A 22,373-nucleotide genomic window follows, 5' to 3' on the forward strand; every position below is an offset into this window, starting at 1 on the left:
CGTCGCTTTGGACTAGCCCGCGCGCATGGCAATGGGCCTCGACCGCTCCATCGGCGCGGGTTTCCCGAGATAGTATCCTTGCGCTTCCGCGCAGCCTTCGGCACGCAACAGCGCCATTTGTTCCGATGTCTCAACGCCCTCGGCGAGTACGGGAATTCCGAGACTGCGACCGAGGGCAAGCACGGAGCGCAGGATCGCCCGCGCCTCGGAACTGCGCTCCGCGTCGCGCGTAAAGCAGCCATCGATCTTGATCTTGTCGAAGGGGAAGGTGCGCAACGTGTCAAAGGATGAATAACCGACGCCGAAATCGTCGATCGCCAGGAAAACGCCGAGCGCCTTGACCTGCCGCAACGCATGCAAAGCCTTGACCTTATCGGCAATGAAGGTCGATTCGGTGATTTCGAGTTCGAGCCGCTTCGCAGGCAGTCCTGTTTCGAGAAGCACGGCGCGCAGCAGCGCTGGGACATCGCTATTGATGACCTGAACAGGAGAAAGATTAACGGCGATCCTGTGCGGCGCGTCCCAGGTCGCAGCCTCCGCGCAGGCGGCGCGCAGCACCCATTCGCCGATCGCCAGGATATGGCCGGTCTCCTCAGCGATCGGGATGAAGACCGCTGGCGAGATGCTGCCATGCAGCGGATGGTTCCAGCGCAGCAGTGCCTCGTGGCCGACGATGCGGCCGGATGCCACATCCTTCTGCACCTGATAGTGCAAGGCGAACTGGCCGAGTTCCAATGCGCGCCCGAGATCCTGGGCGAGCGCATAACGTTCGAGGGTGGCCTGCTCCATTGCCGGCTCGTAGAAGGAGATGCGGCGGGAAAGATCGTGTTTGGACTGGTACATAGCCAGATCTGCATGGCAGATCAGTATTTCGCGGTCCGCCCCGTCATCGGGGAAGACTGCAACGCCGATGCTCGCTATGCTCGGCAGGACATTGCCGGCCACGGAGAGCGGTGTGGTGAGCGCAGCATCGAGACGGGCGAGAAAACTGTCGAGCGCTGTGCGATCGCAAAACCGCTTTACCGCCATGAATTCGTCGCCACCGATACGCGCGACGAACTCGTCCTCGCGCAGAAGGCCGGCCAGCCGGCGGCCGATCGTTACCAACACGTCATCACCAGCCTTATGACCGTAGACGTCGTTGACCTCCTTGAAGCGATCGAGATCGATGCCGATGACCGCAACCTTCTCCTGTCTCTTTTGAGCCTCGACAAATGTGCGGTCGAGATGAGCGAGTGCCTTCGGGCGATTGGCAAGGCCCGTCAGCGCGTCGTGCAGAGCCAGATGCTCGAGACGCCGCACGGTTTCCTGCGAGGCTTGTTCGTCAAGCAGATAGCTGATGACACCGGAGCCGGCCACCAGCATGCCGACGCCCACAACAGCAAACGCGGCCAGCGCCGAAGAGGACGCCGACTGGCTGCCGACCGCAATCGGCGTCACCGCGAGAGCTGCCATGCCGGTGAAATGCAGGCTGAGAACGGCAAGCATGAACAGTGCGACCGCCAGATAACCCGCATCCCGGATAAAGGGTCGAACCGCCTGGCGCATGGTGAGCATACCAAAAAACACCGAGAAGGCGAGCGACAGCAGGATGTAGCCGGCCTGCCATTCGACGAGGCCGTCGATACGAAAAGCCAGCATGCCGCTATAGTGCATGGCGGAGATCGCAAGGCCAACGACCACGCCGCCTATCTCCGGCGCGGCGTAGATACCCTTCGAAAGCGCAACCCAAAAACCATAGGCGCAGCCCGTCACGGCGACGAAAAGCGACACCATTGTCCAAGCCGGATCGAAGGTGAAAGCGGCGCCGGCATCATAGGCGACGACCGCGATGAAATGCACACACCAGATCGAGGACCCAGCGGCCTGCGAGGCCAGCAGCACCCATCCCGCCCGTTGGCGCCCGACGCGCACCCGCGCCTGCCGGAACAGACGGAATGTCACCCAGCTGCCCGTTATGCCCACCGCAAGCGCCAGCAGGATCAGCCAGGGATTATGCGTCACGACAAGGCACGAAAGAATGCGCATTCAAAAACTCCGAAGCGCACGGCGGGTAGTACTTTGCGTGTACTTCCGAATCATATCCGCACGCCTGACGAGTATCGAAGATGCACACAACTATCCTAAGATTCGGATAGCGATGATGGTTAAAAGCCCTTAACCGCGCCGCGCGTCATGTCCAGGCATAACGCACAATATGGAAAAAGACGGGAGCGGCGAAGACGAGACTGTCGGCACGGTCCAGCATGCCACCATGGCCCTCGATCAGATGCCCCCAGTCCTTGACGCCGCGATCGCGCTTGATCGCAGACGCGACGAGGCCGCCGAAGAAACCCATGATGCAGGCAAGGCCCGCCAGCACGCCGGCCTCGATTGGCGAAAAGGGTGTCAACCAGTAGAGGCCGGCACCAAGCGCCGACGCGCTCACGATGCCACCGATCAGGCCTTCCCAGGTTTTCGAGGGCGAGACATTGGGCGCGATCTGGCGGCGGCCGAAGAGCTTTCCGAAAATGTATTGCAGCACATCGCTGCCCTGAACCGTTGCGATCAGGAAGGCGATGAGCAGCAGGCCGCGCCCCTCGTTACCGGGAATCGGCAGCGTCACCAGCGCCGGCACGTGGCTGATACAATAGACCGAGAGCATGATGCCCCACTGCTGCTCGCTGACCCGTTCGAGGAAGCGGGAAGTGTCACCACGGATGGCCGTCAGCGCCGGCATGGCGAGGAAGCAATAGACGGGAATGAAGATCGAGTAGAGCCCGTACCAGTCGATCCAGATCAGGTAATATTGCGTGGGGATGATGATCACGAACATACCGATGAGTGTCCAGCGATCGGCATGACGCGTGTTGGTGAGCGTCACATATTCGCGCAAGGCCGCGAAGGAGACGAAGGCGAAGAGTAGGATCACGCCGCCGGAACCAAACAGGAAGGCGATAGTGATGCCCGCCACCATGATCCACCAGGCTTTTATGCGCGCATTGAGATTTTCCAGCGTTTCCGGGAGTGGCTTGGGACTGCGCCAGGAAAGCCCCGCGGCAACGAGGCTTGCCGTGGTGAGGATGGCGACGAGGCCCCAGAAAAGGCAGGTCGTGTCGTCGTTCATCGGCGGGTTCCATCCCTGTTGGGCGCGAGCGTGAGAAGAGCGTTGCGGGCACGGTCGAGAAACACCTTGCGATCCTCGCCCTCCTGCAGCGCGACGGGCGTGCCGAACACGACCCGACACAGCAAGGGGATCGGCAGCACGGCACCCTTGGGCAGCACGCGCGACATGTTCTCGATCCAGCAGGGCACGAGTTCGACATCGGGCCGCGCGCAGGCGAGATTGTAGAGACCGGAGCGGAAGCGAAGCAACGGCTCCTCTGTCATGTTGCGCGTGCCCTCGGGAAAGAAGATCAGCGACTGGCCGGCATCGAGCGCCGACAGCATGACCTGCATGGGATCTGCCGCGCGCTCCACCCAGTTGCGCTCGACGAGAACGGTGCGCAGCAGCTTTCCTGCGATGAAGCGCCTGACGGCACCGGCATTCCAGTAATCCGCCCCGGCGACGGCGGCGGTGCGGGCGCGCTCGGGCGGCGCGAGGCAGGTCGAGACGAGGATGAAATCGCCATGGCTCGCATGATTGGCGAAATAGATGCGCTGCCGGCCGTTCGGCCCCGTGCCGGCCCAGATCGGCCGCACGCCCGTCACCGCGCGGGAAAGACCCGCAAGCACCGCGCCGGCCGCCGTTTGCAAAAGGGAGGCGCCGTCCATCATACCGCGTCCCCTCCCGCAATCATGTCGAGCAACAGGACGAGGTAGAGCGCGACACCGATTGCAAGCGCGATGCGCTGCAACCGGAGGAGCCGGTCGCAACCGGCAAGGCGATCGGCCAAGGGTGCAGGAACAGGACTCGCGGACCGCAGGCCCATACGGACGAGCACGTCATCGATTGCGACAAGCCCCGCCGTCTCATCGTCATGGGACGCTGCCAGACGGAACAGGGCGGCGTCGAAGAGCAGATGAACGGAGACGGCAAGCGGCAGCAGGCAGAATGCGAAGAGCAGCCACCAGGGGAGCGGTCCGGCAAAGCCTTCCGCCCCCGCGGTCGGCGGGGCGATCGCGAGGATCAGCACGGCCACTCCGCCGCCGGCAAAAGCGTTGCGGCGCAGGCGCCTGACGGCATCGTTCGTCAGCGTCTTCCAGTCGCTCATCGCGCCGCCTCGTCGATGGCGGCAAAAATCTCCGGCCGTAGATGCACGGGGCGACCCGCCGCCTTGATCCGCTCGCCGGCGATCGCGGCATTGGCGGCATGGCCCGCGCGGATCAGCCAGCAAGCGGCAACCGCCGCGCTGCGCTGGAAGCCGAGGGCACAGCAGATGAGAACCGGCCCATGGCGGCTGGCGTCTTCAACGGCAAGGGCCGCCGCGCGGATGCGGCCGGCCTCGAGCGGCAGAAGGTCCGTCGAGGGAAAGGCGTGCCATGTCAGGCCGGGGGCGGCGATGGCCGGCATTTCCGCCGTCATGTCGATCACGGCGACATAGGTCGAAAGCTCGGAGCGCCGGGGGGTACGGCCGAGAAACACCCCGTCGGCGAGTTCGACGGCGGGGGCGAGGTTTCGCGTCCACCAGAGCACGTTCAGCCGGGCACCGAGACGATAGGGCCAGAGCAGCCAGCGGCTGGCGAGGCTGATGCGTCCGTCCGCCCGCTTCTGGAAGACATCAGGGCCGGCACCCGCATAACCGAGAGCGACGATGGCAAGCGCCACGCCCGGCCACACGAAAAGAAGGCCGGCGCCGGAACCCCGCGTCGCGAGAACGGCCAGCAGCAGGAAGGCGGCCGCACCGGTGGCATAAAAGCGTGCCAGCCGCCATGCCTTCGCGTCCTGCGTCCAGCGGAAACCGGCAAGCGGCGAAGGGCCTTGCGCCGGAAAGAGCCAGAGCGCGAAGAGGCCGAGCAGCGCGCCGGTTGGGATATCGATGAGATGGTGCTGCCAGGTCGTGAGCACCGACAGGCCGATCAACAGGCTCCAGACATGCCAGAGCGCCAGCACTGCCCCACGCAGCCGGCAGCGCCAATGATCCCAGATGATGACGAGCAGCGCGATATGCAGCGAGGGCGCCTGGTTGAACGGCTTGTCGAAACCGCCGAGCACGTCGAACATGAAGCCCGGCAGGCCATGCGTTTCCGGCCGCACGAAGATCGCCTGCAAGGGAAAGGCGATGAAGCAGGTGACGGCGACGATCTGCGCCGTCAGGTAGCGTCGGGCCAGCCGCCCGACGGCCTCAGGCGTCGCGTTGATGAAGAGCGAGAGCGCATAGAAGGCGTTGATCGACCAATAGGGCACGATCGTCCAGGCGAGGAAGGGAATGTGCCGCTCCCATCCGAAGGCGAGGTTGGGCACGTAAGCGCGCTGCGCGGCCAGCCAGTTTGCCACGCCATAGGTCAGGTAGAAGAACGGTGCGAGGAAGGCGAGCCAGAGCGCCGCCGTGCGCAAGACGGCGCGGCGATCGGCGGTCGGCACGGAAACGATCCCCTCCCCCATGCCGCCCTCAGATGCGCTCGGCCAGCGAGACGGTGAAGATGCCCCACGTATCGATGCGCTGCTCGATCTTGCGGAAACCGGCGGCGGCGACCAGCTGGTCCATCTCCTGCTGCGTGCGCCGGCGCATGATCCAGGCCTCGCCGCCGCGATGCGAGGTAAGCGCACGGGCGATCATCTCCAGCTGCGGATGCCAGGGCTGGCCGGTATAGACGAGCAGCGAGCCCGGCTCCAATGCCCGCGACAGGCCGGCAAGCGACGCCTCGATCTGGGCATTGTCGGGAAAGAGCTCGTAGAGACCGGACACGATGGCGAGCGTCGGGCGCGGCTCTATCGATGCCAGCCCGTCCGTATCAAAGGCATCGGCACGGTGGAAACTGGCGATGTCCTGAAGGCCGCGCTCGGCGATCAGCGCCGTGCCCTTTTCGACATTGATCGGCGAATAATCCTGCAGGCGGATGCTGTCCGGTTTCGCTTCGGAGGCCGTCACCGCGTCCAGCACATAGCGCCCGTGGCCGGCGGCGATGTCGAGCACACGGATCGCCTTGCCCTCACCCTTGAGGCGCGCAAGCGCCTTGCCGATCAGCTCCTCCAGATGTACCTTGCGCTGGCGGATGCCGCGCCAGCCGATGGCGTCGAGGAACTGCCGGTCGATCAGCCGCCCGCCGGGACCGAGGCCGCGCGGTTCGTTTTCATAGACATAATCCAGCGTCGAGCCGGAATCGAAGCCGGTGCGCACGCCCGTCGCGATGCCCTTCGAAAACAGCCCACCGATCCGGATGGAGGCACGCGTCAGCGCCCAATAGGCGCCGCGCGGCGAAAACAACGAGAGCGGTGTCGCCAGCCGGTCAGCCTCGTCACGGGTATGGCCGGAAAGATGCGCGCGGCGGACATCCGCAACGACAGGTGGCTCGGCAAAGCGCGCGAGGATAAAGCTGCGCACCATGTCCAGCGCTTTGGCCCTATCCCGCTCGCCGAGCGTATCGTGGAAGAAGCCGGGCAACACATGGCGTTCCTTGATCGTGCTGCCAAGATTTTCAAAGAAACGGTGCTGCGGGCCATGGCGCACAACGAAATCACTGCCGGAAATCAGAAGCTGCGTCGGCACGGTGATGGCACGGGCATCCGCTACCACGCGATCGGCCGCCTCGTAAAGCTCCAGCAGGATGTTGGACGCGATGGGCCGGGTGATCAGCGGATCGGCCTCGAAGGAGGCGATACGCTCGGGATCATGCGTCAAGAAACGCGCCTTGACGTAGGAATTGACGAAGAACGTGCCCTTCAGCTTCTGCCAGAGCGCGATGCCTTCGCGCGCGAAGGGCACATAGAGCTTGACGCTGAAGGCCGGCGAGGCGAGCACCAGCGCGCGGATATCGGGCGCATAATCGTGCACCCAGGTCGCGGCCAGCACCGCGCCGACGCTCTGCGCCAGCACGACGACCTGATCCATCGCGAAACCGTCGGTCTCGCGGATATGGCGTACGAAGCAGTCGAGGTCGCGAACGGAATGGGCAAAGGACGGCGAATGGCCGCGCTCGCCGGGTGAGCGGCCATGACCGCGCGCATCCCACGCATAGAAAGCGAAATCGGCAAGCCCCAGCTCCTCGGCGATATGGGCGACGCGGCCGCTGTGTTCGTGACCACGATGGAGCAGCACGATCGCGCCTTTTGCCGTGCCGGACCGGGCCGGCCAGTAGCGATAGAAGAGCTCTACGCCATCATGGCTCGCAAAGGCCTTTTCGATCATGCTGTCCCCCTCATGCAAATGTCATTCTCACCTATACGGATGAGGCCTCATATTTGCAGTTGATTTCCCGTCGATTGCACATTCATTTCAGCCGGAGCAATCGAGCGGATTCAAGCATTCATGTCGATCTATAAACTGAAATCGTCCTTCCAGACCCTTCTACGGCCCTTGGTCGGGCGGCTCGCCGCCATGGGCCTCACGGCAAATCAGGTGACACTTGTCGCCGCCGTCGTTTCCGTCGGCATCGGCGGCCTGCTGCTTGCCCGGCCCGAACCCGCCCTTTTCGCGCTCGTTCCGGTCTGGATGGTCCTGCGCATGGCCTTCAACGCCATCGACGGCATGCTGGCGCGCGAGCACGGCCAGAAAAGCGCGCTCGGTGGCTATCTCAACGAGATCACCGATGTCGTCTCCGATGCCGCGCTCTACGCGCCCTTCGCGCTCATCGCGCCCTTTTCGCTGCCATGGCTGACGGCGATCATCTTCCTCGCCACGCTTACGGAATTCGCCGGTGTGCTTGGCGTCGCGCATGGCAATGGCCGCAACTACGAAGGGCCGATGGGCAAGAGCGACCGGGCGCTGCTGTTCGGGGCACTCGGGGCGCTCGTTGCGGTGTTCGGCACCCTGCCGGCCTGGACATGGCATATCCAGCCGATGGCCTGCGTGCTGCTCGCCTGGACCGTCGTCAACCGGGTACGCGCCGGGCTGTCAGAAGCATAGATCTCAGCGCTTGAATCGGCCCGGCGTCGGCCGGCCGGTCACCTGCTCCCAATGCTCGTCCGCGCGCCGCTCGAAGGTCGCGGCGTCGCGCGCATCGCTCTGATAGAAGGCGCCGCGCGGCACATCGGGCGCATAGACCTGCTCGCTCCAGCCGCGGACTTCATCATGCGGGAAGGCATAGCCGACATGGCCGAGCGCCGCCGCGCCCTTGTAGTGCGCGTCGCGCAGATGCATCGGCACGGCCGAGGGCGCCTCGTTCGCCACATGGGCGAGCGCCAGCGAAATGCCGCGGCAGGCCGAATTGGATTTCGGCGCCCGCGCGACATGCAGGGCGGCATGGGCAAGGATGATCTGCGCCTCGGGATAGCCGATCTTTTCCACCGCATGAAGCGCGGCGACCGCCGTCTGAAGCGCCGTGTTGTCGGCAAGGCCGACATCTTCCGAGGCATGGATCATGATGCGGCGGGCGATGTAGCGTGGGTCCTCCCCGCCGTGGATCAACCGGGCGAGCCAGTAGAGCGTCGCGTCGGGGTCCGAGCCACGCATGGATTTCACGAATGCGGAGACGACATCGTAGTGCGCGTCACCCGAGCGGTCGTGGTTGACAGGTGCGGCCGCATAGGCCTCCTCCACCATCGCCTCGGTCAGCACGACAGGACGGCCCGGCGCATGGCCGACCGCGAGGCTTTCCAGCACCGTCAGCGCCCGGCGCGCATCGCCCCCGGAGCGGCCGGCGATGCGGCGCAGCTGCGCCGGCTCCAGCTGAACCTCGATGCCGCGATCCGCCAGATGCCTGACGCCGCGGCGCACCACCTCCTCCATCTCCTCAAGAGTCAGCGGTTCCAGCTTGAGGATCGTCGAACGGGAAATGAGGGCGGGTGTGAGCGTGTGATAGGGGTTGCCGGTGGTCGCACCGATAAAATCGGCGACGCCTTCTTCACAGAGCGCCAGCAGATGATCCTGCTGCGTGGCGCTGAAGCGATGCACCTCGTCGGCGAAAAGCAGGGTCGGGCGCATGCGCGCCTCGTCGGCGATCTTCCTGATATCGGCGACATTGTTGTGGGCAGCGTGCAGCGGCCGGAAATTCTTGCCGAGCATGTTGCCGATCGCCCGCGCGATCGATGTCTTGCCCAGCCCCGGCGGACCATACAGGATGATGCTGCCGAGCCGGCCGGCGGCGATGCGCCGGCGCAGCATCGTGCCCTCGCCGATCACCTTTTCCTGGCCGATCACATCGTCCAGCGTCGCCGGCCGCAACTCGGCGGCAAGCGGCATGGAGCCGGTGCGCGGCGCGGCGTCGAAAAGATCGGTCATGGCAGTCCTCGTCGAAAGATCAGGCCGGCCGGCGGCGGGCCGCAATGGCCGTGACTTCCACCTTCATGTCGGGATCGGCAAGGGCGGCGACGCCGACGGCGCAACGGACCGGATAGGGCTTTTTGAAGTAGTTGCAATAGACATCGTTGAAGGCCGGGCGCTCGTTGATATCGGTGAGATAGATCGTCAGGTGCATAACGTCGGCCAGGCTGCTGCCGGCCTTTTCCAGCGAGCTTTTCAGACTTTCCAGCGTTGCGATGCTCTGGGTCTTGATGTCACCGGTCTCGATCGAGCCGTCGGCGCGCAGCGGGATATGCGTCGTGAAGAGAAGGTTGCCGAGGCCTGTCGTATCGGAGGAAATCTCGCTCTCGTCCGTGTCCTCGATGAAGAAAGGGGCGCTGTTGTCAGCCATAGGCTGTCTCCTTGCTGTTACCAGACCGTACCGCGCGCGGCGACATCCTCCACGCGGGTAACGATGCCGTCCCGGTGGAAGACCATGCGGTCGAAAAGATTGCTGACGACGCAGGTGTGGTTGGGTACGATCCTCACCACACTGCCGATCGGCGGAAATGCAGCACCATAGGCGCTGATATCCACTACCGCATGTTCTTCCGAAAGCGACAGGATGCGCGCCTCCGTAAAGCCGTCGATCTCGCCGTAGTCGGAAAAGCCGAGCAGGTCCGATGTCAGCGCCTTGGAGCCGGCGTCGAGCACGGCGCGGGTGTCCGTGGGGCGCGAGACGACGGTCGCCAGGATATGCATGGCGAGATCGGCGCGCGTGGAATGGCCGGCACGGACCATGCTGCGGTCGTTATAGACATAGGTTCCCGCCCGGTGCTCCGTCGCCGAGGGCACGAGATGCGCCTTGAACAGGTCCGGCGAGCCGCCGCTGGAGCGCACCGGGCAATCGATGCCCTTCGCCGCCAGAAGCGCCATCGTACCGGACAGGAAGGCCTCGATAGCTGCCGCACCGCCCGGCGCCGGATAGGTGAGAAGGCCGCCGAAGCGCAGCCCCGGCGCGGCGACAATCCTTTCCGCAAGGGCGACTGCCGCTTCGGGTGTCTGCACGCCGCAGCGCTTGCCGCCCGTGTCGCATTCGACCAGCACTGTCAACGGCCGCGCCGCATCGAAGGCACCGGCCAGTCCCTCGACGGTGACCGCACTGTCGGCGACGACGCTCAGATGCGCCACGCGTTCGTGCAGCGTGCGGAGACGCCGGAGCTTGGCCGCACCAAGAATGTTGTAGGTGATGAGGATGTCGTCGAAGCCCGCATCGGCGAAGACCTCGGCCTCGCTGATCTTCTGGCAATTCAGGCCGACAGCACCGGCATCGCGCTGGGCTTCTGCGACCGAGACGATCTTGTGCGTCTTGATATGCGGGCGGAACGCCTTGCCATGCGCGTCGCAATAGGCCTGCGTGCGCTGGATATTGGCGGCCATCCGGTCCTCGTCGATGACGGGCATGGGGGTTGCGACCTGATCGAGCGGCGTGCCGGCTTCGGGCCAGGGAGAATACATGGCGGGACCTTCGGATTTGCGCGGCGCCCGCAAAGGGCACCCGGGATTGCTTCCCGCACTATGGTACGAAACGGCGCGGGAAGAAACGGCTTTGGGCCTATGCCTTGCGTTCCTGCAGGATGTTTCCACCGTCCACGACGAGCACCGCCCCGTTGACATAGCTCGCCTTGGCCGAGGCGAAGAAGACGACGGCCGCCGCCATCTCGTCCGGCGTGCCGGCCCGGCCGCAAGGGGTGGCCTGCGCCGCCCGGCGTTCCTCTTCGGTCGAGGCGCCGGTATCCACCCAACCGGGCGCGACGGCATTGACGGTGACGCCGCGCGGGCCGGCTTCGAGCGCCAGCGCATGGGTCATGCCCACCATGCCGGCCTTGGCGGCGGAATAGGCGGTCTCGCCGGGATTGGCGACATAGGGGCCGGTCACCGAGGCGACGTTGACGATGCGGCCGTAGCCATCGGCATACATGTCCGGCAGGTAGATACGCGTGGCGAGAAAGGCCGTCTTCAGGCTGACGGAAATGCCGCGATCCCAGTCGGCCTCCTCCAGATCGACGAATTCTCGCTGCAGCGCCGGCTGCGCGACACTGCCCATACCGGCATTGTTGACGAGAACCGAGGCCGGGCCCGTCGCCTGACGCAGAGCCTCGACGGCGGCCTTGTCGGTGAGGTCGCAGATATGGCCGGTTGCGGCAAAGCCCGCCGCGCGCAATTCCTCGGCGCGGGCGAAAATGCGGTCGCTGGTCGCGACGAGATGAACGTGAAGCCCCTCCTCTGCCAGGCTTCGGGCACAGGCAAAGCCAATACCGTCGGCGGCACCGGCTCCGGTGATGATCGCGGTGTTGCGCTGCATGGACTTGTCCTCAGTAACCAGCGGTGACGCCGAAATCGATGGAGAGGGCCGCGCCGGTGATCGGCGCGCCATCGGGCTCGCAGAGGAAGGCCACCATGCGGGCGATCTCTTCCGGCTTGATGAAGCGTGCGGCCGCCTGTTGCGGATAGTTGGACAAGAGCTTTGCCTTGTAACCGTCGGGATCGCCGCCTCCGTAGCGCTCCGCCTGGAATTCGATCATCGGGGTCGCGACGTCGCCGGGGCAGACGGCGTTGACGCGGATTTGGCGGGGTGCAAGCTCCAGCGCCAGCGCCTTGGTGAGCAGCACGAGGCCGCCCTTCGAGGCGCAGTAGATCGCAGCCCCGTTATTGCCGACGAGGCCGGCATCCGAGGCGATGTTGACGATGGAAGCGCCGGCGCCGAGATGCGGGATCGCGGCCTGGATCAGGAAGAAGGCGCCCTTGAGATTGACGTCGAAGACGACATCCCAGTCCGCTTCCGTCATGGTCGTGGAATCGCCTTCGCGCCAGACACCGGCGGAATTGACGACGACATCGAGACGCCCGCGCCAGGCAAGCACAGCCTCGACGGCAGCGGCACAGGAGGCGATCCGGCGCATGTCGAGCGGCACGGCGAGCGCATCGCCGCCGCCCGCGACAAGGGTCTCAACCGTATGTGTCAGGCGCTCGCCATCGAGATCGGCGATGGCGACGGCGTAACCTTCCCGCGAAAGTCGGGCGGCAATCGCCGCCCCCATGCCGCCGGCCCCGCCGGCAATGAGCGCTACTCTTCTGGTCGCCTGATCGGTCATGTCTGCCTCTGTAGGGATGTGTCGCCGCCCGCGTCACTTGCGGGTGAGGCTGAAGGAAAAATGGCTGCCGCGATGATAATCAACGGCATAGTTCACCGGGATGCCGGCGACGTTGAAACAGGTTTCGGTGATCAGCAGCGCCGGACCGAAATCCCTGAGACCATGCCGCTCGACCACGTCGTCCGGCAGCATGACGGCCGAAACGCTCGCCGCCGACATGCGGGGGCGGTTGGCATGTTCCTCAAGGATCTTCATCAGCGACCCGCTCCACTCGATATCATAGAGCCGGCCGGAGATGACGCTGCGGGGCACGTAGTCGATGCAATAGAGGATCGGCTCGTCGCCATGCAGGCGGATGCGTTCGATGCGGATCACACGGTCGGTCGAGGCGAGCTTCAGGCACTCGGCGACACGCTTGTCCGGCGCTTCCTCGGAAATCGATAGAACCTTGTTGACCGGGCGATAACCGTAGTGCTGCGCCATGTCAGTGACGCTTTCGAAGACGGTGATCGGCCGGTCGACCTGCACGGCGGAGAGCGCGGAGACGAAGCGGCCACGACCATGCTCGACGTAGATGACGTCATCCTGTTCGAGCAGCTTCAGCGCCTCACGCAAAGCGGGCCGCGAAATCTTGAAGCGTTGCGTCAGCTGTGCCTCGGTCGGCAGCTTGTCGCCCGGCTGCAACCCTTCGTCCTTGATCAGATCGGCAACCCGGTCCCGCAACTGGACCGCAAGGGTGCGCGAATCGCGAAGGGGTTCCTCCACCGGATGCCTCGTTCGTCGTTGTCGTCCCCTTTCTTGTCTGACAAATTCCTTATGGTCAAGTCGGCGTCCAAAGCACCGGGACCTTGTGCAATATGTTACGCTTCCGCTTATCGGGAAAATCCGCGGGTCGGCTTGACAGCGGCGAACCATGATGTCAGTTGTCTTACAACATTGAAACGCATGACCGCGAGGGTACGTCCATGCTGAACTTCGACGAACAGAGATTCCTGCGCATCCAGTCCGGCGCCATCGGCCTGCAAAAGCGGCTGGAAACGGTGATCGCATCCTGCCTTGCGGCCGGTGCGGAAAACATCTTCTTCCTCGGCACGGGCGGTGCGGCGATCCTCATGCAGCCGGCCGCCCAACTGTTGCAGCGCCGCTCGCGCTTTCCCGCCTTCATCGACATGCCGGCGGAGCTCGTGCTGACCGGTTCAGTGAACCTGACGGACAAGTCGATCGTCGTCATGCCTTCGCTGTCGGGCACGACGAAGGAAAGCGTCGCACTTCTCGCCAAGCTCAAGGAAATCGGCGCGACCGTGCTGACGCTCGTCGGGCATGAGGAAACCCCGCTCGGCAAAGGCGGCGATCATGTCTTCGTCAACTTCGCCGAAGACGACACGTCCTGCGAATCCTTCTATCTCCAGTCGCTCTTCGTGGCGCTGGCTGTCCTAAAGCACCGCGGCGAGATCGAAAACCACGACGCTATCGTCGCGGAACTGGCGCGCCTGCCGGCGCTGCTCCTCGAGGTCAAGCGCGCCTATGAGCCGAAGGCGGAAGCCTTCGCCAAGGTGCTGGCCGGCTCCGATTTCCACATCGTCACCGGTGCCGGCAACGTCTGGCCGGAAGCCTTCTACTACGGCATGTGCATCCTCGAGGAGATGCAGTGGATTCGCACCCGCCCGGTGCACGCCTCCGACTTCTTCCACGGCACGCTGGAGCTGGTCGAGAAGGGCGTCAGCGTCATCCTGTTCAAGGGCGAAGATGCCCTGCGGCCGCTCGCCGAGCGCATCGAGAATTTCGCGCCGAACTATACGGACAAGCTGACGGTGCTTGACACCGCGCAGTTCGACCTGCCGGGCATTTCACCCGAGGTGCGCGGCCTCGTCTCGCCGGTCCTGCTGGCCACGGTGCTGGAGCGCATCAGCGCCCATCTCGAGGTCATGCGCAACCATCCGCTGACGACACGCCGCTATTACAAGCGCGTCGCCTACTGATCAACGGCTTGACGTGAACGCCTGCAAGCCGCGAATGCGCCTATCCGTATTCGCGGCTTTGCCGTCCCTGAAGAGATCAGCATGAAGAGCTTCCGCTTCGCCGCCGTCGGCGACAATTGCATCGACCGTTTCCGCCCGCCCGTCGCGCAATCGCTCGTCGGGGGCAATGCGGTGAATGTCGCCGTCCAGCTCGCACGGCTTGACCAGGCGTCGTTCTATTTCGGCGCCGTCGGCCCGGACGCGGCCGGCCGCTGGATACGCGAACTGCTCGCGCAAAACGGTGTCGATGTCGGGCACCTGAAGGAGCGCGACGGCATCACCGCCTATACGGATATCGATGTGCTGTCATCCGGTGAACGCGTCTTCCTCCATGAGGATTTCGGCGTCTGCGCCGGCTACCGGCCGGATGCCGACGACATCGCCGTGCTCAAAACCATGGATCACGTCCATATCGGCTGGATGGACGATGGCGGCGCCCTGCGCCGCACGCTTGCGGCCGCCGGCGTCAGCGTTTCGCAGGACATTTCCGTCAATGCCGATCCCACCAATCTCGGCACCGGCGGCCTTGCCATCGCCTTCGCTTCGGCGGGCAGCGAGGACGGCGCGGCGGACCGGCAGCTAGAGCGTCTGCTTGGTGACGGCGTGCCGCTCGCCGTCGTGACGCGCGGCAGCAAGGGTTCCATCGTCAGCGATGGCGTGGGGCGTTTCGAGGCGGGTATTCGCGCTGTCGAGGTGATCGACACGACCGGCGCCGGCGACAGTTTCATCGCCGGTTTCCTCGCCGCCCGCATCGCCGGAAAGCCCCTGCCCGATTGCCTTGCGGCCGGGCGCGACCAGGCAGCGGCGACCTGCACCCATATCGGCGGCTTCCCGCAGGACGCCAGGCCGCTCTGAAGGCTACTTCAGGACCAGCCAGCCGGAAAAGATGATGATTGCGGCGCCCATCAGCGTGTGCATTTCCACGGGTGTCGAGAACAGAAAGAAGCCGTAGAGGCAGCCCCAGATGATCTGGCTATACTGGAACGGCGCGACGACAGAGGCTTCGCCGACCCGGAAGGCGCGCACCAGAAGCGCATTGCCGACGATCATCAGCACACCGCCAGCTACCGCATAGCCGAACAGGGGAAGATCGAGCGGCTTCAATTCGCCGGAGATGGCCGCGACGGCGAAGGCGACAGGCGTCATCACCACGAGAAGGCTCGCGACCAGCGCCTCGTCCGTTTCCGCCATCTTGGTCCGGCGCAGCAGGATCAGCGACAGCGAGAACAGCACCGCCGAGGCGAAGGCGGCAAGATGGCCGAAATTGAGCGGTGCGGCCCCCGGCTTCAGCGCCACGGCGACGCCGGCAAAACCGACCAGCACGCCCAGCCAGCCGATGCGCGACAGCCGCTCGCCCAGAAAGACGAAGCTCAGCATGGCGACAAGGATCGGCGTCAGGAAGGCGATGAGATAGGCCTCGGCCATCGGCAGCGTGGCGAAGGCGTAGTGAATCAGCAGCGTATCGAGCGCCAGTAGCAGCGCCCGCCAGAAGGCGAGCGACGGCTGGCGTGGAATCAGGCGGCGAAAGCGGCCGGTGACGAGCGAATGGGTGAGAAGCAGGATCAGCGCCGTGGCCGTGATGAGGAAGGTCACCTGCGGCGCGGGAATCGTGCCCGCCATGATCTTGACGATGGCATCGGTCGCGGAAAACACGAAGAAGGCGACGAGCACGATCAGAGCGCCCTTGCCGTTCGACGGCACGACCGGCGTGCCGTCGCCCTCTGCCACGGAGGCGTCAGCGGACATTGAAGCGGCCGAACCTTTCTTCGATGCGGGACTGGGCATATTCCAGGCCGATCGAAAGGATCCAGTAGATCATGGAGGCAGTGATCAGCATTTCGATGTGACGGAACTCGGTCTGGCCCTGGGTGCGCGCAAGGTACATGATTTCCCACACGCCGACGACGGAGACGAGCGAACTGTCCTTCAGCATCGCGATGAACTGGTTGCCCGTCGGCGGAATGATGACGCGCATGGCTTGCGGCAGGATGACGAGCGTCATCGTCTGGGCGGGGCTCAGGCCAAGCGCGGTCGCCCCCTCCGTCTGGCCGCGGTTGATGCTCTGGATGCCGGCCCGGAAGATTTCCGTCATATAGGCGCCGTAGCAGAGCGACAAAGCGAGAATGCCAGCTGGAATGGCACCGATGACATAGCCTACCTGCGGCAGGCCGAGATAGATGATGTAAATCTGCATCAAGAGCGGCAGGCCACGGAACAGAGACGTGTAGAAGGTCGCAAGGCCGTAGACGACCCCGTTGCTGGAGAGTTTTGCAATGGCTCCGGCGAGCGCGATGATCGTGGCGATCAGGATCGAGACCGCGGAAATGAAGAGCGTCGTCGTCACGCCCTGGGTGATCAGGAAGCCGATCTTCTTGGCGATGAAGGCGAAGGAGAGATCGAAGGAATAGAAAAACAGCATCAGGAGAACGAAGAGCTCGACCCAGACGCCAACCACCTGCCAGCGGCGCGGCAGCTGCCGCAGCGCCTTCCAGTTCGCCGCGACGATCAGCGCGATCAGCACCGACGAGACGATACGGCCAACGGCCGCGTTCTCCTTCAGCCAGTCGACCGAGGACGGTAGGATATGGCCGATCCAGGCGGAGCTGACACCAATGGAATAGAGCAACGCCGCTACGATGGCGAGGATGAGCAGGCCTCCGGCCCTGCGCGACGCTTCGGGATAGGTGAGTATCAGTCGGCCAATCATGTTCCGCCCCTTGTTCTCGTTGAAGCCGCTTACGCCGCGCGCTCGCGCCACCAGTCCTGCGCCTGGAGTTTCCAATAGGTGAGCTGCGCCACGGCAAGCCCGGCGAGTCCGCCGGCCCAGACGAGGCCGAACGGTTCGAAAAGCTTGTAGCGCTCGGTTTCACCGAGAATGCCTTCCGCGATGACCTTGCCGCCGATCGCCGTCGTGTTGAGGCCATGGCCGCCGAAGGCGGTGCAATACCAGACGCCAGGGCTCATACGCCCGATCTGGGGCATCAAGTGGCGGGCATAGGACATGAGGCCCGACCAGGCGAGTTCGGTCTTGAGGCCGGCAAGCTGCGGATAGGTGCCGACCATTTCGGCGCGCAGTTCCTTGACGAGGCCGTCTGTGGAGGCGGCGTGTGTGGTGATGCGGCCACCCCAAAGGATGCGGCGTCCGCCATCGACGAGGCGATAATAGTCGCCGGCACGGCGGTTGTCGCCGATGGCGTTTTTCGTGGCGATCGCCGTGGCAATCAGCTCAGGCGCGTCCTCGCTGACCATGACATAGGTGGCTATAGGCAGGTAGGAGCGCTTCAGCCTACCGCTCAGCGACCCGGTATAGCCGCCAGTCGTGAAAACGACGTCCCTGGCCTTCACCACACCGCCCGAGGTTTTGACCTGCTTCTCAGACCGGGAAAGATCCACCGCTGTCGCCGGTGACTGCTCGCAGATACGCCCGCCGAGACGCTCGATTTCGGCGGCGATGGCGCGCAGATAGTTGAGCGGGTGCATGTGGAAGGCATGGGGATTGCGCAGCGCCTGGAAATAGCGCTCGGACTTCAATACCGCGCGCACGGCATCACGGTCCATATATTCGAGCTCGTAGCCGTATTCGCGGCGGGTCTCCTCGGCGTAAGCCTTGAGGCTCGCGCCATCATCGTAGCGCAGCACGCTCATGATGCCCGGTTCGGGCTTGGCATCGTCGATGGCGAGCGACGCGATGTTCTCACGGATGAAGTCCATGCCTTCGATGGAGAGGTGATGCAGCTTGCGCGCCGCCTCCTTGCCGGTCACGCGGGCAATGTCGTCTCCGCCCGTCGCGTAGCCCGGGCCGACGAAACCGCCATTGCGCCCGGAGGCGCCGAAGCCGACGCTTTCGGCTTCCAGCACCGTGACGCGTTTGCCGGCGCGGGCCAGCTGCAGCGCCGTGGTGAGGCCGGCAAGGCCGGCGCCGACGATGACCACGTCGCATTCGACCGTGCCCGAAAGGGCCGGGCGCGCCGTCTGGTCCGCCATGGTTCGTTTGTAATAGGTGTCCGGATAGGCCATCGCATGCTCCCCCTCGAATGAAATGGCGCGGGCAAAAATCGCCCGCGCCGGTCTTGTATCAGTCGGCGCTGTAGTCCTTGCCGTACCACTTTGTGGTGAGTTGACCCAGCGTGCCGTCCTTTTTCATCTCCTCGATGATGCCGCCGACCTTGGCGGTCCATTCCGGATCGACCTTCTCGGCGATGACGACGAGCGGTTCGCGGAAGGCATATTCACCTTCGAGGACCTTGACCGGGTAGCCGTTCTTGATGGCGTTCATCGCGGTCTGCTCGGGCGCGATCACCGCGTCGAGACGCACGCCGTTGCCGAGGCGCAAGTCATCGAAGGGCAGCATGGAATCGGCGAAGGTGCGGACTTCACCCGGCTCCAGCTTGTATTCGATCGGCGGCAGGCCCGGTGCGTCGATTTCCAGCTTGCGGTTGATGAAGTCTTCCGAGGTCGTCGCGGTTTCGACGCCGATCACCTTGCCGTTGAGGTCGGTGACGGACTTGGCGTCGCTGTCCTTATGAACGACGTAGACATAGGGGCTGTAGTAGTAGATGCCGACGAAGTCGATCACCTGAGCGCGCGCCTTGGTGGGCGTGACCGAGCCAACGCCGAGGTCGTAACGGCCTTGCCAGCGGCCGCCCGTCAGCGTCTGCCAGTCCGGCGTCTCGAAGCTCACCTCGACGCCGAGGCGCTTGGCGATCTCGCGCGATACGTCGATGTCGAAGCCGACCATCTCGTTGTTGTCGTCGAGATAGCTTTGGGGCGGCCAGCCGCTGTTGGTGGCGACGACCATCGCCTTCTTTTCCATGACGCGGTCGAGCGTCTCGCCGGCATGAGCCGAAACGGCGGCGGCGACGAAGGCGGCGCCTACGGCCAGGCGCATGAAGAGCTTTTTCATGTGGTCCTCCTTGTGATCCGTCAGTTCGGATCCCCATTTATGTAAGATGTCTGACAACTGAGTGTGTCAGCGGAATACGGACGAAGTCAAGGGCGGCAAGACGGGCAACTCATGAAACGATCAGATGAGCCCATAGAAATTCGTTATGAATCCGCTCCGGACTGACGATCATGCCCGCAGGCACACGATGGAAGTTGTCCTACATCTCAGCTCGATATCAAAGCTGATGCAGCGCGAAAGGCTTGCCCGCGATCGTCTCCACACGCATGCGGAAGCCGAAAACCGCCTCCAGCCGGTCGGGTGTGAGGATGTCGGCAGGCGTGCCGTCGGCAACGATCCGGCCGTCCTTCATCGCCACGATCCGGTCGGCATGGGCGCTCGCCTGATTGATGTCGTGCAGCACGATGACGACGGTCTTGCCTCCGGCATCGGCGACCGATCGCAGCGAGCGCATCAGGGCGCGTGAATAATACATGTCGAGATTGTTCAGGGGCTCGTCGAGCAGCAGATAGTCCGTGCCCTGGGCGAAGGCCATGGCGACGAGAGCCCGCTGGCGCTGGCCGCCGGACAGGGTTTCGATGAAGCGATCACTGAGATCGGTGAGATCGAACTGCGCCATGGCGGCGTCGACGATCGCGTGGTCCTCGTCCGTCAGCCGGTCGCGGCCATGCGGAAAACGCCCGAAGCCGACAAGCTCGCGCACCCGCAGGCGGCTTGCGACCGTCGTATCCTGCCGCAGGATGGCGAGGACCTTTGCGAGGTCGCGTCCCGGCGTCGTATCGACCGGCAGCCCATCGACCGAAATTGTGCCGGTCTGCAACGCCTGGAGCCGCGCGACGAGCGACAGCAGCGTGGATTTGCCCGCACCATTCGGACCGATCAGCGCGACGACGCCGCCCTTCGCGATGTCGAGGCTGACATCGTGCAGGATGGGCGTTGCCCGGTGCTTGAAGGAGACGTTGTTGATGCGGATCATTTGCGGCTCCCGAGGACCAGCAGCAGGAGGAAGATTAGCCCGCCGACGAATTCTATGACGACGCCGAGCGCCGTCGCACTGCCGAGCGCATGCTGGAACAGCGTCTGCCCGCCGACGAGGACGACAATGCCGGTGAGAGCTGCGGCCGGCAGCAGCACGGCATGACGGCGGCTATCGACGATGCGCTCGGCCAGTGCTGCCACGAGCAGGCCGAAGAAGGCGACGGGGCCGACGAGCGCGGTGGAGACGGCGACCAGAGCGGACACGAGCAGCAGGAGACCGGCGACGGTGCCGGCCCAGTTGACGCCAAGCCCGGTCGCGGCATCGGGGCCGAGTGAGATGACGTCGAGCACATGCCGTGACCGCCAGGCGATGATAATGGCAAGGACCGTCACGATGGCGGCGAAGACGAGCAGATCCGTGCGCACCGCATTGAAATTGGCAAAGCTTGCCGATTGCACCACGGAAAACTCATTGGGATCGATCAGGCGGGCGAGCAGCGATTGCAGGCTGCGGAACAGCACGCCGAAGACGACGCCAGCCAAAAGCATCAGTCCCATATCGAGCCGGCTGCGCAACATCGGCAGCAGAAGGGCGCAGGCGAGCCCCATGAGAAACAGCACTTCCAGGCCGAATTTCAACTGCGGATCGAGCGCCACATAGCCGACGCCGCCGAGCAGGAAGACCAGCAGCATCTGGCCGAACAGATAGAGCGCGTCGAGGCCCATGATCGAGGGCGTCAGGATGCGGTTGCCGGTGACCGTCTGAAAGATTACCGTCGACACGGCGATGGCGACGCCGACCTGTACCAGCGCTGCGAGCTTCAGAAGGCGCAGTTCCAGCACGAAGGCGATGTTGCCCTTGAGGCCGATGGCGAGGAAGGCGGCAGCCACTGCAAAGGCGCCGAGGCCAAGGCCGAACAGACGACGATCAGCCATGACCGCCCCGCCGGAAGAGCAGCCAGAGAAACACCGCCCCGCCGACAACGCCCATGACCGTGCCGACGGGAATCTCATAGGGATAGCGGATGAGCCGGCCGGCAATGTCGCAGGCGAGCACCAGCCCTGCCCCACCGGCCGCGACCCAGCCCAGCGTGCCGCGCACATTGTCACCCATCAGCCGCGAGACGATATTCGGCACGGCAAGCCCGACGAAAGGGATCATGCCGACGACGACGACCACAAGCGCGGTGATGACCGAGACGATGACGAGGCCGATCTGCATCATGCGCGCATAATCGATGCCGAGCCCGATGCTGGCCTCCCGGCCAAGCGCCATGATCGTCAGCCGGTCGGCGACGAGCCAGGCGATAGCGACCATGACGGCAGCAATCCACAGCAGCTCATAGCGTCCGCGCAGCACGCCGGAGAATTCGCCATTGGTCCAGACGGAGAGGAATTGCAGGAGATCGGCCTGCCAAGCGGCGAAGGTCGCGACCGCGCCGATCACCCCGCCATAGACGATGCCGAAGAGCGGCACGAGAAAAGGTTGCTGAGGTGGCAGGCGATGCGCGGTGACGAGAAAGATCGATGTGCCAATGAGCGCCGCACCGCCGGCGACAAGCGTCTTCACCCATAGCGCCGCGGCGGGAAAGAGCAGCGTGACCAGGAGGATACCGAGCTCAGCGCTCTGCGCCGTGCCGGCCGTCGCGGGCTCGACAAAGCGGTTGCGCGAGAGCGTCTGCATGATGAGACCGGCAATTGCCAGCCCTGCCCCACACAGCACCGCCGCCAGCGTGCGCGGCAGGCGGCTGACGACAAGCAGATGCATCGCTTCGGGATCGCTCAAGACCTTGTCGAGCGACAGCGGGCTGACGCCGACAATAAGGCTCAGCACAACGAGCGCCGCGAGCCCGAGACCCGCAATAACGTTTATGCGCTGCGATGGCTGGAAAACGGCTGAAGTCATTTTATGGCGGCGAAGCCCTGCGTGATCGCCGGCAGCAAGGAAACTTTCGCAATGTGAAGGCAAGAAATGAACCGAGGCACGACCCCTCCTTCCAGCCTAGGAGCACACGCGTCC

At 64.4% G+C, this 22,373-nt stretch carries 22 protein-coding genes; 3 read left to right on the top strand and 19 right to left on the bottom strand.

Annotated features, from left to right (window positions below):
* Positions 1-12: 12 nt before the first annotated feature.
* The 6 genes from D0Y60_RS12990 to D0Y60_RS13015 form a co-directional block, all read right to left on the bottom strand.
* The gene (locus tag D0Y60_RS12990; protein WP_117370359.1) at positions 13-2,028 is read right to left on the bottom strand and encodes an EAL domain-containing protein; all 2,016 of its coding nucleotides are present in this window, start codon (positions 2,026-2,028) and stop codon (positions 13-15) included.
* Positions 2,029-2,173: 145 nt separating this feature from the next.
* Positions 2,174-3,106 carry a phosphatidate cytidylyltransferase gene (locus tag D0Y60_RS12995; RefSeq protein WP_117370360.1) on the bottom strand — a complete coding sequence of 311 codons (933 nt, stop codon included), beginning with the start codon at positions 3,104-3,106 and terminating at the stop codon, positions 2,174-2,176.
* Positions 3,103-3,756 carry a lysophospholipid acyltransferase family protein gene (locus D0Y60_RS13000; RefSeq protein WP_117370361.1) on the bottom strand — a complete coding sequence of 218 codons (654 nt, stop codon included), beginning with the start codon at positions 3,754-3,756 and terminating at the stop codon, positions 3,103-3,105. The genes D0Y60_RS12995 and D0Y60_RS13000 overlap by 4 nt, the downstream gene beginning before the upstream one ends.
* Positions 3,753-4,193 carry a hypothetical protein gene (locus D0Y60_RS13005; RefSeq protein WP_117370362.1) on the bottom strand — a complete coding sequence of 147 codons (441 nt, stop codon included), beginning with the start codon at positions 4,191-4,193 and terminating at the stop codon, positions 3,753-3,755. The genes D0Y60_RS13000 and D0Y60_RS13005 overlap by 4 nt, the downstream gene beginning before the upstream one ends.
* Positions 4,190-5,524, bottom strand: a complete 1,335-nt coding sequence (locus D0Y60_RS13010; RefSeq protein WP_117370363.1) for a phosphatase PAP2/dual specificity phosphatase family protein — start codon at positions 5,522-5,524, stop codon at positions 4,190-4,192. Before D0Y60_RS13010 ends, D0Y60_RS13005 begins: the two co-directional genes overlap by 4 nt.
* Positions 5,525-5,531: 7 nt before the next feature.
* Positions 5,532-7,268, bottom strand: coding sequence for a bifunctional alpha/beta hydrolase/class I SAM-dependent methyltransferase (locus tag D0Y60_RS13015; protein WP_117370364.1), 1,737 nt, complete (start codon positions 7,266-7,268; stop codon positions 5,532-5,534).
* Between the two features lie 120 nt (positions 7,269-7,388).
* Between D0Y60_RS13015 and D0Y60_RS13020 the strand changes: the two genes are divergently transcribed.
* Complete coding sequence (locus D0Y60_RS13020; protein ID WP_117370365.1) at positions 7,389-7,985, top strand: CDP-alcohol phosphatidyltransferase family protein; 597 nt, start codon at positions 7,389-7,391, stop codon at positions 7,983-7,985.
* A 3-nt stretch (positions 7,986-7,988) separates the two neighbouring features.
* Here the strand turns inward: D0Y60_RS13020 and D0Y60_RS13025 are convergent, their stop codons facing one another.
* The 6 genes from D0Y60_RS13025 to D0Y60_RS13050 form a co-directional block, all read right to left on the bottom strand.
* Positions 7,989-9,299: a replication-associated recombination protein A gene (locus tag D0Y60_RS13025; protein ID WP_117370433.1), complete on the bottom strand. Its 1,311-nt coding sequence runs from the start codon at positions 9,297-9,299 to the stop codon at positions 7,989-7,991.
* 19 nt (positions 9,300-9,318) lie between these two features.
* Positions 9,319-9,711, bottom strand: coding sequence for a RidA family protein (locus D0Y60_RS13030; protein WP_117370366.1), 393 nt, complete (start codon positions 9,709-9,711; stop codon positions 9,319-9,321).
* 17 nt (positions 9,712-9,728) lie between these two features.
* Positions 9,729-10,817, bottom strand: a complete 1,089-nt coding sequence (locus D0Y60_RS13035) for a D-TA family PLP-dependent enzyme (protein WP_117370367.1) — start codon at positions 10,815-10,817, stop codon at positions 9,729-9,731.
* Positions 10,818-10,914: 97 nt separating this feature from the next.
* Positions 10,915-11,664 carry an SDR family NAD(P)-dependent oxidoreductase gene (locus D0Y60_RS13040; protein WP_117370368.1) on the bottom strand — a complete coding sequence of 250 codons (750 nt, stop codon included), beginning with the start codon at positions 11,662-11,664 and terminating at the stop codon, positions 10,915-10,917.
* Between the two features lie 10 nt (positions 11,665-11,674).
* The gene (locus tag D0Y60_RS13045) at positions 11,675-12,454 is read right to left on the bottom strand and encodes an SDR family NAD(P)-dependent oxidoreductase (RefSeq protein ID WP_117370369.1); all 780 of its coding nucleotides are present in this window, start codon (positions 12,452-12,454) and stop codon (positions 11,675-11,677) included.
* Positions 12,455-12,487: 33 nt separating this feature from the next.
* Positions 12,488-13,219: a GntR family transcriptional regulator gene (locus tag D0Y60_RS13050; RefSeq protein ID WP_117370370.1), complete on the bottom strand. Its 732-nt coding sequence runs from the start codon at positions 13,217-13,219 to the stop codon at positions 12,488-12,490.
* Between the two features lie 200 nt (positions 13,220-13,419).
* Between D0Y60_RS13050 and D0Y60_RS13055 the strand changes: the two genes are divergently transcribed.
* Together D0Y60_RS13055 and D0Y60_RS13060 are read left to right on the top strand one after the other, a co-directional pair.
* The gene (locus tag D0Y60_RS13055; RefSeq protein ID WP_117370371.1) at positions 13,420-14,433 is read left to right on the top strand and encodes an SIS domain-containing protein; all 1,014 of its coding nucleotides are present in this window, start codon (positions 13,420-13,422) and stop codon (positions 14,431-14,433) included.
* An 81-nt stretch (positions 14,434-14,514) separates the two neighbouring features.
* Positions 14,515-15,327, top strand: coding sequence for a PfkB family carbohydrate kinase (locus D0Y60_RS13060; protein WP_117370372.1), 813 nt, complete (start codon positions 14,515-14,517; stop codon positions 15,325-15,327).
* Positions 15,328-15,330: 3 nt separating this feature from the next.
* On the opposite strand, the gene D0Y60_RS13065 is transcribed toward D0Y60_RS13060, so the two are convergent.
* The 7 genes from D0Y60_RS13065 to D0Y60_RS13095 all read right to left on the bottom strand — a co-directional run bounded on the left by D0Y60_RS13065 (position 15,331) and on the right by D0Y60_RS13095 (position 22,259).
* Positions 15,331-16,218: a DMT family transporter gene (locus tag D0Y60_RS13065; protein WP_117370373.1), complete on the bottom strand. Its 888-nt coding sequence runs from the start codon at positions 16,216-16,218 to the stop codon at positions 15,331-15,333.
* Positions 16,208-17,179, bottom strand: coding sequence for an amino acid ABC transporter permease (locus tag D0Y60_RS13070; protein WP_117370434.1), 972 nt, complete (start codon positions 17,177-17,179; stop codon positions 16,208-16,210). The genes D0Y60_RS13065 and D0Y60_RS13070 overlap by 11 nt, the downstream gene beginning before the upstream one ends.
* A 29-nt stretch (positions 17,180-17,208) precedes the next feature.
* On the bottom strand, positions 17,209-18,489 hold the full coding sequence (locus D0Y60_RS13075; protein WP_117370374.1) for an FAD-binding oxidoreductase: 1,281 nt from the start codon (positions 18,487-18,489) through the stop codon (positions 17,209-17,211).
* A 58-nt stretch (positions 18,490-18,547) separates the two neighbouring features.
* A complete protein-coding gene (locus tag D0Y60_RS13080; protein WP_117370375.1) occupies positions 18,548-19,375 on the bottom strand; it encodes a transporter substrate-binding domain-containing protein in 828 nt (275 codons plus the stop codon).
* A gap of 217 nt (positions 19,376-19,592) precedes the next feature.
* A complete protein-coding gene (locus D0Y60_RS13085; protein ID WP_117370376.1) occupies positions 19,593-20,351 on the bottom strand; it encodes an ATP-binding cassette domain-containing protein in 759 nt (252 codons plus the stop codon).
* Entirely contained in the window at positions 20,348-21,289 is a 942-nt protein-coding gene (locus tag D0Y60_RS13090; protein WP_117370377.1) for an iron chelate uptake ABC transporter family permease subunit, read from the bottom strand. The genes D0Y60_RS13085 and D0Y60_RS13090 overlap by 4 nt, the downstream gene beginning before the upstream one ends.
* A complete protein-coding gene (locus D0Y60_RS13095) occupies positions 21,282-22,259 on the bottom strand; it encodes an iron chelate uptake ABC transporter family permease subunit (protein WP_117370378.1) in 978 nt (325 codons plus the stop codon). The genes D0Y60_RS13090 and D0Y60_RS13095 overlap by 8 nt, the downstream gene beginning before the upstream one ends.
* Between the last annotated feature and the right edge of the window lie 114 nt (positions 22,260-22,373).

It is taken from the genome of Shinella sp. WSJ-2, from assembly GCF_003432075.1.
GTDB lineage: Bacteria > Pseudomonadota > Alphaproteobacteria > Rhizobiales > Rhizobiaceae > Shinella.

Coding starts and splice junctions, on each gene's coding strand:
- D0Y60_RS13010 (WP_117370363.1), bottom strand. CDS start 5,524: ATGGGGGAGGGGATCGTTTCCGTGCCGACCGCCGATCGCCGCGCCGTC.
- D0Y60_RS12995 (WP_117370360.1), bottom strand. CDS start 3,106: ATGAACGACGACACGACCTGCCTTTTCTGGGGCCTCGTCGCCATCCTC.
- D0Y60_RS13025 (WP_117370433.1), bottom strand. CDS start 9,299: ATGACCGATCTTTTCGACGCCGCGCCGCGCACCGGCTCCATGCCGCTT.
- D0Y60_RS13095 (WP_117370378.1), bottom strand. CDS start 22,259: ATGACTTCAGCCGTTTTCCAGCCATCGCAGCGCATAAACGTTATTGCG.
- D0Y60_RS13015 (WP_117370364.1), bottom strand. CDS start 7,268: ATGATCGAAAAGGCCTTTGCGAGCCATGATGGCGTAGAGCTCTTCTAT.
- D0Y60_RS13000 (WP_117370361.1), bottom strand. CDS start 3,756: ATGATGGACGGCGCCTCCCTTTTGCAAACGGCGGCCGGCGCGGTGCTT.
- D0Y60_RS13020 (WP_117370365.1), top strand. CDS start 7,389: ATGTCGATCTATAAACTGAAATCGTCCTTCCAGACCCTTCTACGGCCC.
- D0Y60_RS13060 (WP_117370372.1), top strand. CDS start 14,515: ATGAAGAGCTTCCGCTTCGCCGCCGTCGGCGACAATTGCATCGACCGT.
- D0Y60_RS13085 (WP_117370376.1), bottom strand. CDS start 20,351: ATGATCCGCATCAACAACGTCTCCTTCAAGCACCGGGCAACGCCCATC.
- D0Y60_RS13005 (WP_117370362.1), bottom strand. CDS start 4,193: ATGAGCGACTGGAAGACGCTGACGAACGATGCCGTCAGGCGCCTGCGC.
- D0Y60_RS13030 (WP_117370366.1), bottom strand. CDS start 9,711: ATGGCTGACAACAGCGCCCCTTTCTTCATCGAGGACACGGACGAGAGC.
- D0Y60_RS13090 (WP_117370377.1), bottom strand. CDS start 21,289: ATGGCTGATCGTCGTCTGTTCGGCCTTGGCCTCGGCGCCTTTGCAGTG.
- D0Y60_RS12990 (WP_117370359.1), bottom strand. CDS start 2,028: ATGCGCATTCTTTCGTGCCTTGTCGTGACGCATAATCCCTGGCTGATC.
- D0Y60_RS13045 (WP_117370369.1), bottom strand. CDS start 12,454: ATGACCGATCAGGCGACCAGAAGAGTAGCGCTCATTGCCGGCGGGGCC.
- D0Y60_RS13080 (WP_117370375.1), bottom strand. CDS start 19,375: ATGAAAAAGCTCTTCATGCGCCTGGCCGTAGGCGCCGCCTTCGTCGCC.
- D0Y60_RS13040 (WP_117370368.1), bottom strand. CDS start 11,664: ATGCAGCGCAACACCGCGATCATCACCGGAGCCGGTGCCGCCGACGGT.
- D0Y60_RS13055 (WP_117370371.1), top strand. CDS start 13,420: ATGCTGAACTTCGACGAACAGAGATTCCTGCGCATCCAGTCCGGCGCC.
- D0Y60_RS13065 (WP_117370373.1), bottom strand. CDS start 16,218: ATGTCCGCTGACGCCTCCGTGGCAGAGGGCGACGGCACGCCGGTCGTG.
- D0Y60_RS13035 (WP_117370367.1), bottom strand. CDS start 10,817: ATGTATTCTCCCTGGCCCGAAGCCGGCACGCCGCTCGATCAGGTCGCA.
- D0Y60_RS13070 (WP_117370434.1), bottom strand. CDS start 17,179: ATGATTGGCCGACTGATACTCACCTATCCCGAAGCGTCGCGCAGGGCC.
- D0Y60_RS13075 (WP_117370374.1), bottom strand. CDS start 18,489: ATGGCCTATCCGGACACCTATTACAAACGAACCATGGCGGACCAGACG.